At 50.6% G+C, this 15,923-nt stretch carries 15 protein-coding genes; 13 read left to right on the forward strand and 2 right to left on the reverse strand.

Annotated elements, in window-relative coordinates; translation table 11 throughout:
• Window positions 1-41: 41 nt before the first annotated feature.
• The 3 genes from ACI1P2_RS15155 to ACI1P2_RS15165 all read left to right on the forward strand — a co-directional run bounded on the left by ACI1P2_RS15155 (window position 42) and on the right by ACI1P2_RS15165 (window position 2,923).
• Window positions 42-914: a sugar phosphate isomerase/epimerase family protein gene (locus tag ACI1P2_RS15155; RefSeq protein ID WP_355320686.1), complete on the forward strand. Its 873-nt coding sequence runs from the start codon at window positions 42-44 to the stop codon at window positions 912-914.
• Between the two features lie 187 nt (window positions 915-1,101).
• On the forward strand, window positions 1,102-2,292 hold the full coding sequence (locus ACI1P2_RS15160; RefSeq protein WP_355320687.1) for an ROK family transcriptional regulator: 1,191 nt from the start codon (window positions 1,102-1,104) through the stop codon (window positions 2,290-2,292).
• A gap of 283 nt (window positions 2,293-2,575) precedes the next feature.
• Window positions 2,576-2,923 (forward strand): WapI family immunity protein, encoded by a 348-nt coding sequence (locus ACI1P2_RS15165; protein WP_458296142.1) that lies wholly within the window; start codon window positions 2,576-2,578, stop codon window positions 2,921-2,923.
• Between the two features lie 50 nt (window positions 2,924-2,973).
• Here ACI1P2_RS15165 and ACI1P2_RS15170 read toward each other — a convergent pair whose 3' ends face one another.
• Window positions 2,974-3,954, reverse strand: coding sequence for a TolB-like translocation protein (locus ACI1P2_RS15170; protein ID WP_355320689.1), 981 nt, complete (start codon window positions 3,952-3,954; stop codon window positions 2,974-2,976).
• 205 nt (window positions 3,955-4,159) lie between these two features.
• Here ACI1P2_RS15170 and ACI1P2_RS15175 point away from each other — a divergent pair, with 205 nt between their 5' ends.
• Window positions 4,160-4,546: a VOC family protein gene (locus tag ACI1P2_RS15175; RefSeq protein ID WP_355320690.1), complete on the forward strand. Its 387-nt coding sequence runs from the start codon at window positions 4,160-4,162 to the stop codon at window positions 4,544-4,546.
• A 140-nt stretch (window positions 4,547-4,686) separates the two neighbouring features.
• Here the strand turns inward: ACI1P2_RS15175 and ACI1P2_RS15180 are convergent, their stop codons facing one another.
• Window positions 4,687-5,058 (reverse strand): hypothetical protein, encoded by a 372-nt coding sequence (locus ACI1P2_RS15180; RefSeq protein ID WP_355320691.1) that lies wholly within the window; start codon window positions 5,056-5,058, stop codon window positions 4,687-4,689.
• Window positions 5,059-5,318: 260 nt separating this feature from the next.
• Here ACI1P2_RS15180 and ACI1P2_RS15185 point away from each other — a divergent pair, with 260 nt between their 5' ends.
• From ACI1P2_RS15185 to desA, 9 genes are all read left to right on the forward strand, one after another.
• Window positions 5,319-7,115: a cache domain-containing sensor histidine kinase gene (locus ACI1P2_RS15185; RefSeq protein WP_355320692.1), complete on the forward strand. Its 1,797-nt coding sequence runs from the start codon at window positions 5,319-5,321 to the stop codon at window positions 7,113-7,115.
• Window positions 7,078-7,878: a response regulator gene (locus tag ACI1P2_RS15190; protein ID WP_355320693.1), complete on the forward strand. Its 801-nt coding sequence runs from the start codon at window positions 7,078-7,080 to the stop codon at window positions 7,876-7,878. The genes ACI1P2_RS15185 and ACI1P2_RS15190 overlap by 38 nt, the downstream gene beginning before the upstream one ends.
• Before the next feature lie 116 nt (window positions 7,879-7,994).
• Window positions 7,995-9,323, forward strand: a complete 1,329-nt coding sequence (locus tag ACI1P2_RS15195) for an extracellular solute-binding protein (RefSeq protein WP_355320694.1) — start codon at window positions 7,995-7,997, stop codon at window positions 9,321-9,323.
• Between the two features lie 32 nt (window positions 9,324-9,355).
• Window positions 9,356-10,237, forward strand: coding sequence for a carbohydrate ABC transporter permease (locus ACI1P2_RS15200; RefSeq protein WP_355320695.1), 882 nt, complete (start codon window positions 9,356-9,358; stop codon window positions 10,235-10,237).
• A gap of 45 nt (window positions 10,238-10,282) precedes the next feature.
• Window positions 10,283-11,155, forward strand: a complete 873-nt coding sequence (locus tag ACI1P2_RS15205) for a carbohydrate ABC transporter permease (RefSeq protein WP_355320726.1) — start codon at window positions 10,283-10,285, stop codon at window positions 11,153-11,155.
• Window positions 11,156-11,370: 215 nt separating this feature from the next.
• Complete coding sequence (locus ACI1P2_RS15210; RefSeq protein WP_355320696.1) at window positions 11,371-11,883, forward strand: MarR family winged helix-turn-helix transcriptional regulator; 513 nt, start codon at window positions 11,371-11,373, stop codon at window positions 11,881-11,883.
• Window positions 11,884-11,957: 74 nt separating this feature from the next.
• A complete protein-coding gene (locus tag ACI1P2_RS15215; protein ID WP_355320697.1) occupies window positions 11,958-13,307 on the forward strand; it encodes an HlyD family secretion protein in 1,350 nt (449 codons plus the stop codon).
• Window positions 13,291-14,475 (forward strand): ABC transporter permease, encoded by a 1,185-nt coding sequence (locus tag ACI1P2_RS15220; RefSeq protein WP_355320698.1) that lies wholly within the window; start codon window positions 13,291-13,293, stop codon window positions 14,473-14,475. The genes ACI1P2_RS15215 and ACI1P2_RS15220 overlap by 17 nt, the downstream gene beginning before the upstream one ends.
• 327 nt (window positions 14,476-14,802) lie before the next feature.
• Window positions 14,803-15,858 carry a Delta(5) desaturase DesA gene (desA, locus tag ACI1P2_RS15225; protein ID WP_355320699.1) on the forward strand — a complete coding sequence of 352 codons (1,056 nt, stop codon included), beginning with the start codon at window positions 14,803-14,805 and terminating at the stop codon, window positions 15,856-15,858.
• Window positions 15,859-15,923: the final 65 nt, after the last annotated feature.

A 15,923-nucleotide genomic window follows, 5' to 3' on the forward strand; every position in this document is an offset into this window, starting at 1 on the left:
CAACAGCTTCATCCAAATTCATATTCAAGGAGTGTTAAGCCATGAAGGTAGGACTGAGTTCATACAGTTTGCTGGAAGCGATCAATGCGGGAAGAATGACGATTCTGGATGCCATACAGTGGGTGGCGGACAACGGAGGCGAGCATATGGAGCTTGTTCCTTACGGCTACACTGTCGTGGATAATGTGGAGCTGGCTGACCGTATCCGGGACACAGCGGCCGAGGCAGGCATTGAACTGTCCGGCTATTCGTTTCCGGCAGATTTGTGCAAGGAGGACGAAGAGGAGTTTCTGGCAGAGGTGGAGCGGATCAAGCAGCATGTCGACATTGCCCGCCGGATGGGCATCACCAGCATCCGCCACGACGTAACGGCCTTCAGGCTGCCGCCGGAAGATATGGGCATCGAGTACTTCGAGAAGCATTTTGACAGAATGGTGCAAGGCAGCCGCATGATTGCCGATCACGCCGCACAATACGGCATGGTGACCACCATCGAGAACCACGGTTTTAACGTGCAGCCGAGCGACCGGGTGCAGAGCGTGATTCATGCTGTCGGCAGGGATAATTTCAAGACAACGCTTGATATCGGAAACTTTCTTTGTGCCGATGAAGCTCCGCTTGTAGGCGTGAAGAAGAACATCCATTACGCGAATCGGGTGCACTTCAAGGATTTTTATATAAGACCCTACTATGAGAATCCGGGAGAAGGAAAATGGTTCATCACAGTGAATCAGAATTATCTCCGCGGCGCCATCATCGGGCACGGGGACATCAACATTCGCGAAGTGACCCGGATCGTCAAGCAGTCCGGCTATGACGGCTATATTACGGTGGAGTTTGAAGGAATGGAAGACTGCGAAGTCGGCTCCAGAATCGGCATGGCCAATGTCAAGCGGTTATGGGAGGAGGTGTGAGAAGAGAGCGAGGCTGTTGTCAAGCTGTCCGGGCATGAGGTGACAGCATTGCCTCTGCGTACAATCAGACGCTGCTGTGTTTTGTGAACACGCTGCCTGGATCAGCGAACTTGCGGTGAGCTGTCCATGTCGCTTACGATGGAAGGGGCTGGAAACCGATTCGAAAGCGGGAGGACAGACGATTCCCATGAAGAAGCATGATAACGGTTTTATCAAGAAACAGAATAAAAAATGGGTGCTGGACATCGTGAAGAGCAAGAGGCCCATTTCGCGGGCAGAGATCGCCAAAATTACGGGCATGAGCGCCACATCCATCAGCCGGATTGTCCAGGAGCTTGAAAGCGAAGGGTTTCTGAGAGAAACAGAGCTGCTGTCCGGCGGGGTGGGGCGCAAAGCGAATTTGCTGGATATCCGGGAGGATGCCCTGTATACCATCGGTGTGGACCTGTCCGAGGGAATGTGCCGGATTGGAATTATGGATTTTACGGACAACGTATTTTATTTGGAAAAAATGAGCATGGAGCACGGGCAAGATCCGGAAGAAACGCTGCGGTTCATCGCCGAAGCGGTGAATCGTACAATCCGGGAACAGAATCTGAAACCTGACAAAATCACAGGCATCGGCATTGGCCTTCCCGGCATTATCAACCATAGGCCAGGGGTCGTGAAACGTTCCGTACAGTTAGGCTGGAGTGAGATCCATGCGGCCGGCACCCTTGAAAGGCTGACAGGCTACCCGGTCATCGTCGATAATGACCTGAAAATGTTCGCCAAGGCCGAATACCGATACGGCGCGGCTCAATGCTCCAAAAGCTCGGTTCTGCTTGGCTTCGGATCGGGTGTCGGAGTAGCCATTATTATGAACGGGGAATTTTACCGGGGAGAGAACAACCTGGCCGGTGAAATATCGCATGTGACGGTGGATATCAACGGAGAGCAGTGCAAATGCGGGAAAATCGGCTGTCTCGGTACCATTGTCACGGAGAAAGCGATGATTCGTCAGGCCGCGCGCTTCGTTCCCGTCACTTCCGTTCATGAACTGATCGGGTATTACAACAAGCAAGAGCTCTGGGCACTGAACCTGCTGGACCGGGTGGCCGCCTACATCGCCGTCACGATCACCAACTGTCTGTATTTATACAACCCGGAAATTCTGGTATTAAGCGGTCCGATTCTGGAGGACTACCCCGAAATCCGCAAGCTGGTTGAGGAAAAATACAAGCTTACCGTCTCCGAGCCTATTCCGCTGCGAATGACCTTTAAATATGCGCAACTTGGCGACAAAGCCATTGTGATGGGGGCCGCCCTGCAGGCTCAGGATTTATTGTTCGATTTCGATGCGCTGCAAATCAGTTCCCATAAAAGTGAAGATGGATGAGGGTCGGCCCCGTAGTCGTTTTTTTCCGCTAATGGACTGGAGCTCCCTTATTTACCCCAAAAGACGGATTTCCTTGTCTTAACGGACTGAGCGCTTTATTTCCCGAGATAGCGGCATTACAGTCCGTTAAGATGATCACATATGCTGTCTGGTCACTCTAACTCCGATTCCAGTTTTGAACCTGAGTTAGAGTCGTTTATCGCCGGATTTTCAGCCTGATGAAAAATAGGTTCCAAGATGTAAAGAGTATCCTGATAAGTAGGTCGGCGAAAGTCGGCCCCGAATACGGGTCGAGTGCCTGAATTTTGCCGGGGAAGTGGACGGCCCGTATCTGGAAAGCGGAAGCATCCAGCACTGGCAGGCAGAGGCGGAAGCGTTATGCAATACATACAAGGAAACAGGCTGGTTCAGCGCCATTGAACCTGAGCTTGATTTCAAGCTGGAAAGAGACGATATCAGCAGGCAGAGGTTCAAGGTCGGCGGGCATCTTGTTACGCGGAGAGGGGAACGAAGCACCACCCTGAATTATGAATTTCTGACGGATGTCAGCAGACTGCGTCAATTCGCCGAAGGGTTGAAGAAATTAGGCATGGCATTTCCGGCGCGAAACCGGCCGGCTACCCGCCCATAAACCTGGGAAGGGCCAAAAAAAGCGCCGCGGATCGCGGCACTGGCATACAGCTAAAGCGTAATGATGCGAGATTTTTCCTGCGGTGCTGGCAGCTCCACTGGTACAGGCTCGCCACCGGCCGCAGGCATGACGTATAATACGGATTGGCCGTATCCAAAACGGGTGAGGCCTGTCATAAAATACAAGCGGTCACCTGCGACCACAGGCCGATGGAGATAGTCGTCTGGCGTGGCGAGCTGCTTGTCCGTTTTCGTCACAGAATTGTACACGAACAGCTTATCTTTATAAGAGCCGTCTTGATCTGATCGGGCTTCCGAGTGATAATACAGCATGGTCTGGTCCTTGTTCCATGAGAACTCGGATAATCTTTCATTGCTGCTATGGGAAATGGCGGAACCCGTATTACTGCCGCTTCCGAGAGGAAACTCCCTGATTTGCTGTTTGTACTGGTTATTGGACAGGGAATCGCTTGGGAATGCAAGATAGAAAGACTGTCCATCCGGAGCGATTTTTAATGATTCGATTCCAGAGCTTTTCAACTGTGTATGTCTGACTGGAACGTTGGCATTTATCTGAATCTGATAAACATCAAAGGTAGTTGTGCTTATAGTTTGATTGAATAGCACGGATTTAGCTGTTTCTGCCTGCAGAAAAAACACGGATTTTCCGTCTGGCGCGAACTCTATCTCAGAAATCGCATGCTCTACTTTAATCATGTTGCTCAGGTTTCCTGTCTGCAAATCAAGCACTTTAATTGTGCTTACCGTGTTGTCGTTGTCATCCATAGAGGTTGACCGCAAAATACCGGTCTGGCCCCAGGTCTCTATGAACGCCAATTTAGTCCCGTCAGCCGAGAAAGCGGGATCCAGCAGACTTCCGCTGGAAGTGTACAATTCCCTGCCGTCCGGCTGTTCCGGATTGAGCGGGTTGTACAGCATCAGGGTATCCTTGCCGGAGAAAGAGGAAGCAGCAGCGACATAGGCAATATCACCTGTTGGGGATGCATCATATTCACCGGAAAGACGGGGCACCGTGCTTGAATCTGCGGTGGTGGCGTTAGCAGGTGCCGTTCCAGCAGCTGCTATTATTAAGACTAAAGAAATGAAGAATGTAAATCCGAGGCGTGAGTAAAACGAGTAAAAGTTCATATAAACCCCTTTGGTATGATTTTCCTCCAGTATACCTTAATCTAGCGAAATTTGTAATTGGTCCATAATAAATTGGGAGGCGCTGAACATGATAGAATTTGAACGTTTGCATCACGTAAGCTTGGCTGTAAGAGATCTTGCAAAAGCAAAGAAGTTTTATACGGAGGTGCTGGGTTTCCCGGAGATCGAACGGCCGCCGTTCCGGTCCAAAGGGGTATGGTATGCCGTAGGTGCGGATCAACAGCTGCATCTGCTGGAGCATCCGCCGGGGGAGACGCTGCGCACCAAAGGCATCGATACGACGGACGGCCATTTTGCCATCTGGGTGAAAAGCCACTCCAAGACCGTCGCCTGGCTGGAGAGCATTGGCGTAAGCTATGAGGCACGTCCTGACAGCGTGGCCGGATTTGCCCAGATTTTTATTCTGGACCCGGATCACAACATTATTGAGTTCGGAGCGCCATATAACAGTTAACAGCAACAACAAAGCACGGAAACTATCCCTCTATCTGTGGGCGATTTCTTTGTTACTGAAATAGGGTAGGAGATAGACTGGTGATCTAATATTGACAAATAAGGCAGCAACGACCCGCGATTACGAGTCATTGCTGCCTTTTACTGTGTCTTTAATCGATTGATCTCCAGCTCATTTTTAGAGGTTTTCAAAAAAGTAAACTCAATATCCTTCTGAAGGTTTTCCAGTTTTATCTTCATGGCTTGCAGCAAAGCTAAGGTATCATCCGGTTGCCCGGAGGCGAGCAAATCCAATTTACTATGCAAATTACTGATATCTTGCTTTATATCAGTCATTTCATGCTTTATACCAGCGATGTCCTGTTTCATACCGGTCATTTCTTGCTTTATACCAGCGATGTCTTGTTTCATACCGGTCATTTCTTGCTTCATATCAGTCATTTCTTGTTGGAGAGGTTTAAGTTTAGCGTCTAAAACGCCCTCAAGCATTTTGAGAACTTGTTCAGCTTCCATAATCGAATCACTCCCATAAGCTTATTATAGCAGTCATTGCTTGATGGATAAACCCAAAATGATAGACTCTGCCTAAATGCATTCAACGGGATAAGGCAGGCAAAATGTCCCTTCATTATGAGACGGTTTCTTAGTCGTTCAGTGCTTCGCCTCAGCTTAAACACAACGGGCAAAGCCTGTAAACAATATTTTGTAATCGCTATCATCTATTCTCGTGTATATTTGTTTGTGTGAGATAACGATTTGAGAGGGCGAAGTCGATGGGGGAAAGATGGAAAAACTTAAATACGCTGCGCAATCAGATATTTATCGGTTTTTTCTTTGTTATGGTGATCATGATCGGGGTGACCGGGGCATTCATTTACAATAGAGTGGCATTTATTTTGAAAAACAATGCGGAGCGGCATATCCAGCAGACGGCGGTACAGGCCAACGGGCGCCTGGATGCGCTGATCGGGCAAATTGACAGCCTGACGGAGCAGGTGGCCAATCATCAGGGAGTGCAGCAGCTGCTGCTGGAGGAACTGAGCGGCCGGAAGGTCACATTCAGTCAGCGCCAGTCCCTACTGCAGATTATGTTCAGCTACCAGGCCTACATGCCCAGCGTAGGATCACTGGAGCTGTACGATGCTGATGGCACATTGCTCTTTCCGCTGCGTGAAGGGACTTTGGACAGCCGTATCGACCACAGTTATATCGCGGAGGCCAACGGGCAAAAAGGCAGGCTGGTCTGGATCGGTGTTGATCCGCATGACCCGCAATCCCTGCTGGCCATCCGCCAGGTCAGCTTGCTGGACCGCTGGTTTTCGCGTGGAGGATATTTGATTGCCCGCGTACAGCGCAGCTACTTCCAATTGAATGATACCATGGCCGGGAGCGGCGGCGGGGAGTCCATATTGCTCGTGGACGAAAAAGGGGAGCTGGTAGGCAGCGGGGGTATCCCCGCCACTGATCTGTTGGGGCTATTGAACAGCAACAGCCAGACGGTGAAATTCAGGGACCGGGAATATGTCAAAGTGGAGCAGCATTCGGACAGAACGAACTGGACCTTGCTTGTGCTTACGCCGGTGAGCTTCGTAACGGAAGGTCTTTCGGTGCTCAGGACGATCATGCTTGTCTCATGTGTTATCGGCACTCTGCTGTTCCTGATGATGTCCTTTCTCCTCTCCACCATGATTACCCGGCCCATCAGCCGCCTGATCCGGGCCATGCGTAAATCCCGTCCTGCCGCGCTGGCGCTGCAGCCCGAGTCTCCCGCCGCACTGGAGCTGCGGGAGCTGAACCATACGTACAACGCCATGATCACCAATATTAATGAGTTAATCCGGGTGGTATACGAGAAAGAGGTACTGCAGAGCCGCACGGAATTGAAGGCTTTGCAGGCGCAAATTAATCCACATTTTCTGTTTAATACGCTGGAGGCCTTCAACTGGTCCTTGCAGGAGAAAGGGGAGGAAGAGTTGGCAGGATTGATGGTGTCCCTGTCCAGGCTGTTCCGCTATACCATCGATCAACAAGGGAGAGACGGATGGGTAACCGTCGGCGAGGAAACGGAGCACATCAGGCGTTATCTTCAGATTATGGAGATGAGGCTGGGGGAACGCCTGACATGGCGTCTTAACATGCCCCCTGAATTTGCTGCGGTGCCTGTTCCGAAGCTGCTCATCCAACCGATCGTGGAAAATGCAATCCTGCATGGTGTCGAGAACAGCAGAGGGGACGGCGTTGTCGAGGTGCGGATAGGGCATTCCGTGCGGCAGGGCTGGACAAGAGTTGCCGTATCGGATAACGGCCCGGGCATGGACCGGGATACATGCGAGGCATTATACAGAGCGCTGCAGGGAGGACCGTCTGTTGCCGGAAAAGGAATCGGCATGGGGCTGGCCAATGTCCAGCAGCGGTTAAAGCTGTATTACGCGGGGGCGGATGGCAAAATTGAAGACCTGCACATCGTGAGTTCACCTGGTGCGGGTACGGTGATTTCATTTGACATTCCTAATGGAAATGGAGGGGGCGGGCATGGAACTGACGCTAAAAACGATATTGGTCGTGGATGACGAGCCGCGTACCCGGCAGGGCATCAAGCAGACACTGGAGGCCGCAGGCAGCGGGAAGTACCGGATCGAAACGGCGGAGAACGGGGTGGAGGCGCTGGATAAGCTGCGGCAGCAGGCCTTTCACCTGCTAATCACGGATGTCAGGCTTCCCGAAATCAGCGGCCTGGATCTGATCCGCTCTCTGGAGGGCCAAGCACGCAAGCCGTGCATTGTGGTCATCTCAGGGTACGCGGAGTTCGATTATGTGCAGCAGGCCTTGCGGCTGGGAGCCGTCAATTATCTGCTGAAGCCGATTGACAAGCAGGAGCTGCTGAAGGCGACCGGCGAGGCGTTAAGGCTGGAGGAAGAACGGGAGCTGCACGAAAAGCTGGAGAAGCTGGTGGATCCCGCTTTGCTGAGGGTCGGTGGAAGAGAGGCTTCTTTAAGCGAGCCGGTAAAGGAAGCGCTGGATTATATTAAAGAACACATCCACGAACCGTTAACGATGGCGGATATGGCGGCGCGCCTCCATCTGAATGCCAGCTATTTCAGCGTGCTTTTTAAAGAACAGACAGGGACGCCCTTCAGTGAATATGTATCCCGGCTGCGGATTCAGCGCGCCAAAGAACTGCTGCTGCAAACCCGGCTCTCGGTGATGGAAATCGGCAACAGGGTGGGGTACCGGACGGATAAATATTTTATTAAAGTGTTCAAGGAGCTGGAATCCGTAAGCCCGAGCCGGTACAGACACCAGATGGCGGACAGTCCTGAAGAAATCCAATAATAGTGGAGTTATTGCCAATGGCTGTGATCTGTGAGCGGCGGAAACCCGGTGCTAAAATAATTTTTTGATAGCGGTTACATTAAAAGCTTGTAATCACACTGGGGGAGGATTTGGGAATGTCCAAAAACAAAGTGTTTGCAGGGTTTATCGTTATGCTCGCGCTGATGCTGGTACTATCTGGATGTGGCGGAGCAGGAGGGAATGCCGGAGGAGGCGATTCGCAAGCCGGCGGCGGAGGCGACAAAATTACGCTCAACATGATGCATCTATGGCCGGCAGGCAGCTCGGCACAGCAGAACAAGCTGGTCAATCAGATTATCGAGCAGTATCAGAAGGATCATCCGAATGTAGTCATCAAGCAGGAGGTTCTGGAAAATGAGCAGTATAAAAACAAGCTGAAGGTGCTGTCTGCCTCCAACGAGCTGCCGGATATCGGCATTACGTGGGCGGCCGGATTCATGGAGCCTTATGTAAAAGGCGGTTTGTTCACACCGCTTGACGACCTGCTTAACGGGCAGCAGCTTAAGGACAAGTTTGTAGCAGGAACGACGGAAGCTTACGCCGTGGACGGCAAAACCTATGCGCTGCCCATCGAGCTGAACATTTCGCCTATTTATTATAACAAGGCCATTTTTGAAAAATATAACCTTCAGGTGCCCACGACCTACGATGAATTCAAGCAGGTTGTACAGACGCTTGCCAACAATGGTGTTGCGCCTATAGCGCTGGGCAACAAAGACCGGTGGACCGGATCGCTCTGGTATATGTATCTGGCTGACCGCATTGCCGGGAACGAAGCGCTGGCCAAGGCCATCGACGGCACCGGTTCATTTGAAGATCCGGGTCTCATACAGGCGGGGGCTGAAATTCAAAGCCTGGTGGATATGAATGCGTTTAACAAAGGCTTTAACGGACTGTCCAATGATGAGGGCAAATCGGAGTTTATGAACGGGAAAGCGGCCATGTATCTGATGGGCACGTGGGAGCTGCCGAATTTTACAACCAATCCGGATATTCCGCAGGAATTTAAGGACTCCATCGGGTTTTTCAAATTCCCGACCGTGAACGGTGGCAAAGGCAATGTCAACAGTTGGGTGGGCGGTCCCGGCGTGGGCCTGTTCGTGGCGGAGAACTCCAAGGTGAAGGAAGAAGCGAAGAAGTTTGTGGAATATTTTGTGGCAAAATGGGGCGAACAATCCGTTACGGACGCGGGCGTCATTCCGGCGACCAAGGTGGACACCTCCAAAGGAAACCTGCCACCGTTGTATGTGGAACTGCTGAACGAGCTGAATAATGCCAGCAGTATCACGCTGTTCGCGGATGTGAAGATGAAGCCAAATGCCGCCCAGGTGCATCTGAATATGATTCAAGCCTTGTTCGGAAAAGCGGTAACGCCGCAGCAGTTCGCAGCGGAGCACAAGCAGGCGGTGGAGAAAGGAAATTGAGTGCAGCCGGATAGAGAGAGGAGGACCTAGTCGTGAATAAAGTCATGTCCAACAAATTCATCATCGCCCTGTACGTGCTGCCGTCCCTGCTTCTGCTGTTGGCCATCATCTACGTTCCTATCGTGCTGACTGGCTACTACGGACTGAACGAGTGGGACGGCATCTCTCCCATGACCTTTGTCGGGCTGGATAATTACAAAGATCTGCTGGCTGATGCCGCCTTCTGGCAAAGCGCATACCATTCGCTGCTGCTGGCCCTGTTTTCCGGCATAAGCCTGATTGGGTACCTGCTGATTGCACTTGTGCTGTCAGGCAGAATCAAAGGCGCCAGCCTGCTGCGCAAAATTTATCTGATTCCCATGCTGCTGTCCTCGGTGGCGATTGCACAGCTGTGGATGAAAATATATCATCCTACCAATGGAGTGCTCAATAACGTACTGATGTCCATGGGTATTCTAAATCCGCCAGCCTGGCTGGCGGAGCCCTCCATTGTGCTGTTCGCGCTGTTTATTCCGATTATTTGGCAGTATGCGGGCTTTTATATTCTCATTTATTATGCCGGGCTCAAAAATATCCCGGAATCGCTCATTGAGGCGGCGCGGATTGACGGGGCCAACCCGCTGCAGATCGCGCTGCGCATCAAACTTCCGCTTGTTAGCGAGGTCATTAAGGTTACGGTTGTTCTGTCGTTTGTAGGGTCTCTGAAATATTTTGATCTGATCTATGTCATGACCGACGGCGGCCCAAACGGGGCCAGTGAAGTGATGGCGTCCTATATGTATCATCAAGCCTTCCGCGGCTTTGATTTCGGCTATGGCAGCGCTGTCGCATTTTTTCTGCTGCTCATTTGTCTGGCCGCGACCTATGTGATCCGTAAAGTGACGGCAACAAAGGATACGATTCAGTACTCTTAAAAGGCGGAGTTGGAAAGGAGGGGAGCAATAGTGAAATCAGAAACGATGGCCCAACATACGCTGAATCGGGGGTTGGGGAGCAGCCGTGGAATATGGAGCCGGACAGGAACCGGCCTGTTGTACGCGCTTCTCATTGCCGCAGCTGTCCTTCAACTTCTCCCGTTAATCTGGCTGCTGCTATTTTCCCTGAAAAACAATCAGGAAGTGTTCAATATGCCGCCCTTTGCCATCCCGCCGCAGCCGCATTGGGATAATTACGTCAAGGTATGGAGCAGCGGCAATATCGGCACTTATTTCATGAACAGCGTCTGGATTACGGTGGTGTCGCTCGTGCTTACGGTACTGTTGGCCAGCTTTGTCACCTTTGCGGTCACGCGTATGAGATGGAAGGGTAGTGCCTTTGTGCTCGGGCTGTTTATGGTCGGTTTGATGATTCCGGTTCATTCCACGCTGATTCCTTTGTTCAGCATGTTCCAGAAGCTGCATCTAACGGACAGCCCGCTGTCCGTGATCATCTCTTACGTTGCCTTTAATATGCCGACCACGATCATGATTTTGCTCGGATTTTATTACGCTTTGCCGGGAGAAGTGGAGGAGGCAGCGGTGATGGACGGCTGCTCCGTGAACCGGATGTTTTTCCGGATTGTGATGCCGATGACCTCTTCCGTCATGGCGACTACGGCAATCATCAACATGATTTACAACTGGAACGAATTTATTTTTGTAAATACCTTTATCAGCTCGGATCAGTACAAAACACTGACGGTCGGCGTGCAAAATTTCATCGGCCAGTACACGACGGACTGGGGAGCCATCGGCGCCACGCTGATGATCAGCATCCTGCCCATTCTGCTGGTTTTCCTCATCCTGAGCGACCGGATTGTCGAAGGGATCGCGGCAGGTTCGGTCAAAGGGTAGGATGCCGATTTGTCGGAAGCCCATGATATAGTAAAAAGTGAAAAAATGAAAAAATGAAAAAATGGAAAGAACCGTCTCCTGGTAAATGGAAATGTGATTCGACATTACAGGGGACGGTTTCTTTGTGCACCTTACACCTATTCCATTTTTATCTTGACCAAAATAGTTCGATGCCGTATTATGTGATTGCGAATATTTATGGAAGGAGTGCGGAAATGAACTTTGATGCTAACTTCAAAGGTAACGAAGTGGAAGTGCGGCTACGAAAGCTGGCGGAGCATTTTCCTCAATTGGAGTGGGATTCCCTGTATACCATGATGACTTTTATACACACAACTCATGAAGTATACAATGAAATGAGCGGCAAGTTGTCCGAGCACAATCTCTCGGTCGGCAAAATGAAGATCTTGATGCCTTTGTTTGCGTATAGAAAAGCTTTGACTCCATCGGAGCTGGCTGTTTATTCGGGGGTTACACGCTCCACGATGACCAGCGTGATCGACGGTCTTGAACGCGACGGTTATATCAAACGGGCCAGCCTGAATGACCGTAGAATGACAGCGATTCACCTGACCGATAAAGGTGTGGAGCATATAAATACGGTGGTGCCAATGTATGCTTCCTTTGTCTCGAATCTAATGCAGGATTTTACAGAGGAAGATCATAAGATATTTGTGGGACTTCTGCATAAGCTTCGCAACGGATTAGAAAGGTTCAAAGATAGTTGAACCCTTCTTCCCCTTATAATTCGACGTCGTACTATATGACGGCTTATAAATTATTTTTAAAAAGGAGAATAGATATGCTTAAGAAATTTATCCCTTATATTCTGCTGGTTGTCGCCCTGGGCGCTGGAGGGATATTAATGGCGATGAGCGGCAAGGATGCAGTAAGCATGGCCGCTCAGGAGAAGGACACCCTGCTCGCCGCAGATACAGTGAACGCTTCTTTTCAGGGAGTGGGCGGCAAGGTCAGCTCCATTAATGTCAAGGAAGAGCAGGGGGTCAAAAAGGGAGATGTGCTCATGACCCTGGACCCAGTGGACAAAGATCTTGAAATTGCAAAGCTGAAATCGCAAATTGCCCAAATGGACGTGCAAATTGACCAGGCCAAGGGCTCGCTTGGCATCCAGTCAAATAAGATTACTGAATCGGAGAAGCAGGCCCAGCTTGACATTCAGGCGGCACAGACAGCCGAAAGCCAGGTGAACCAAGGGGCACGGGCCGAGGATATCCGGCAGCAGCAACTGGCGGTCTCGTCTGCGAAGCAATCGGCCGAGAATGCATTGACGGCGGTGGAGACAGCCAAGCAAAATGTTGAAATCGCGAAAAAGACGGTCACATCCCGGCAGAAGTCGCTTGATCTGGTCCAGACGAGCTATAGCAGGGTCAAAGCTTTAAAAGAGAGCGGTGTTGCCACCCAGGCAGACCTGGACAAGGCACAAAATGAGCTGGATTCGGCCAAAATCGCACTCGAAACGGCACAGGATCAGCTCGAAATTGCCAATGCGTCGGTAGCGACGGCATCCAAACAGGCGGATATCGCGCAAAATGCGGTTGCACAGCAGCAGGCTTCCCTAGAGAAAATGCAGGCAGGGGCCACAGCCGAGGAGCGTGAGCAGGCCCGTCTTAAGACGGAAAAAGCCAAAGAGGCATTGAATCAGACCTCTCAGTCCAGAGATGAAGTCGAGAATGGGAAATATAATGTGAATTTGCTGGTGAAGCAGAAGGAGGCTTTGCAGGTCCAGTTGAAATCGCTGCAGCTGCAGCGTGACCGTACAGTATTGAAGGCTCCTGTAGACGGCAAAGTGACGCGGGTCGTGCCCAAGCTTGGGGAGAACGTATCCGCAGGCTCCACGGTCATCATGATCGAAACGGATGAACTGTACTACGATCTCTATGTGGGTGAAGAGGATGTCGCCAAATTCCATGCCGGTTCCAAAGTAACCTCTCATATTGTGGCCTTGAATGAGGATGTTGAAGGAACGGTAGAGTACGTTACTTCTGCTCCGCAATATACCAATATGAGAATGAGCCGCGACAAGGGACAATCGGATACCAGCTCCTTTCAGATCCGTGTGCGAGTGGAGCGTGCTGAAAATCTGCTTCCGGGCATGACGGTGGAGGTACAAGTGGATGAAAGCGCTGATTGATGAATGGAAGCATATGCTTGGCGGCAAGAGTGTTTTTATTCTGCTGCTTGTACCTATAGTCGTTGCTGCAGTTTTTGGTTATGTTTTTAAGAATAGCCAGATCAATGAAGGGCCGGTTGCTATCGTTGATCTGGACCATAGCTCCTATAGCAGCCAGTTGATTGCCAAGCTGGACACTTCCCAGTATATAAATGTTAAAAGGGTCTTCGATAATGATACCGATCCGAACATGCTGCTCTATAACGAACAGTTTTCTGCGGTGATTTACCTTCCAGCGGGACTGGAAGCGAACAGATTGCAGGGAAAACAAAGCAATATTGGTTTTTACGTGGATAATACCGTCGCGCAGGCTACAGCCAGCTTGCGGACGGGTGTAACGGAAGTAATCACGGCGGAGAATGCCGCGCTTGCTGCCGGTAGCTTGAAGGCTGTTGGCCTGACCGACAGCCAGGTTTCCGGCATGACTTCCAATATGATGGTCCAGCAGCGACTGCTGTATAATCCGACCAGCAGCACGTTGATGAGCTCGGTAATAGGATTTGTCAATACGGTCATGCTTTCCCTGATCGGCAGCGCTGGCCTGTCCATCATTCCCCGTTTGCGGGCAGAGGGGCGTCTGCAGGAGGAATTGAATCATCCTGTAGGGATTCTGCTGCGGGTACTGCCGTACGCGCTGGTCGGATGTATCTCGTTCTTCCTGTCCATCGGCTTGATCAAGCAGCTTGGCGGATTGAGATTTGAAGCGGGCATGTTGGACATGTTCATTCCGTTTATGCTGTATACGACAACGCTCAGCCTGTTTGCCATGGTGATTGGCTGGAGTGCTCCCACTCCGGAGAAAGCATCCGGCAGAATCTTGCTGCTGATGATGCCTTCCTTCCTGCTGAGCGGCGCGCAGCTGCCGGTTTCCATGCTTCCTGGTCCGCTGCAGGTTGTCAGCAACATTCTGCCTCTGACATGGCATTTCAAATTCCTGCGGGGTATGGGATTTAGAGGCGGCGAGCTTCGTTACTTTATTCAAGAATTGGGTGGTATCCTCATATTACTGAGCGCTTTTGCAGCGATCATTTTAGTCTTGATGGCGGTTGAAAAAAGGAAGCTGAGCAAAGCGGAAGCCAAGAAGGATGAGGCCCCAGTCCCACAGCAGCAGACTCTGGCTCATTCCTAATAGAGGTAGTTCAAAAAGTCATCTTTTGATCACGAAGGAAATCAGGAAGCGGACTCGACATCGAATCTTGAATTCAGCCGGGCCTTCCGGTGCTCACGTACCTCAAGTACGCTCCGCTCCTCAGTCCCTAGCTTCATCCAACCTTCTCGGTGCTGAAAACCTGACTTTTTGAACACGCACTAAAGAAAAATACCATATGACATTTGTCATACTCCAGCATTGACGTTTGTGACTACCTGCTCCGGATGTATTTATCTATGATAGGTATAGGGTGCATCCGGAGGTTTAAACGGCAGCACTTGCGTCAATATGGAGGAGGAACAACGTATGACCCGACATGACAACCTGTCCAGTCTGAAAAAGAAAGTTGCCCCGTATGAACAAATTAATGAAAAATCGAGTTTATTCCAGCTTGCAAACACCCTTATACCATTGATTGGGCTTTGGTATGCGGCTTATTTAAGCCTTGCCGTATCCTATTGGCTCACACTTCCCATTACGATTCTCGCGGCCGGTTTTGTTGTACGTACGTTCATTATATTTCATGATTGCGGTCATCAGTCCTTCTTCAAAAGCCGGCGTGCCAATGATATTCTGGGCACCATCACAGGCATTATTACACTTTGTCCATATGTGCAGTGGAAGAACACACATGCGATCCATCACGCAACGAGCAGCAACCTGGATAAGAGGGGAACGGGAGACATGTGGGTGCTCACGGTTGAGGAATATGCGCAGGCATCCTTTTGGACAAGAGCGGCGTACCGTGTGTACCGTAATCCATTTATCATGTTTGTTGCCGGGCCAGTCTATGTGTTTCTGTTCTCATACCGGTTTAACCGAAAAGGAGCCAAACACAAAGAGAAAGTAAATACCCACATCACCAATGCTTCCATTGTTATTTTATATTCCCTGTTGTGCTGGGCTATCGGCTGGCAAGCCTTTGTGCTGGTGCAGGCGCCAATCTTTTTTGTATCAGGCATGCTGGGGATCTGGCTGTTTTACGTACAGCATCAGTTTGAGGAATCGTATTTTGAGCATGATGAAGAATGGAGCTATGTGAACGCGGCCGTGGAAGGAAGCTCTTACTATAAGCTGCCGAAGCCTTTGCAATGGATTACGGGCAATATCGGCTTCCATCATGTTCATCATTTGAGTCCGAAGGTACCGAATTACAATTTGGAAAAGGCTCATCATGCCGCGCCCCCGCTGCAGAAAGCGACAACCATCACGATTCGAACAAGTCTGCAATCGTTGCGATTCCGGCTGTGGGATGAGGAGAGGAAGGCTTTTGTAGGCTACAGTAGTGTGAAGCGGAAATTACACAAGCACGATGCTGGGGCTAATCGGTTAATCACCAAACCCAATGTTCAGGGCGAATAATCCTCTGCCGATATTGTGTTAAAATGATTGAAACGCTAAACGGTTCAGTTATAACGCGCGGCACA

The organism is Paenibacillus jiangxiensis (assembly GCF_046098255.1).
GTDB classification, from domain to species: Bacteria; Bacillota; Bacilli; order Paenibacillales; family Paenibacillaceae; genus Paenibacillus; species Paenibacillus jiagnxiensis.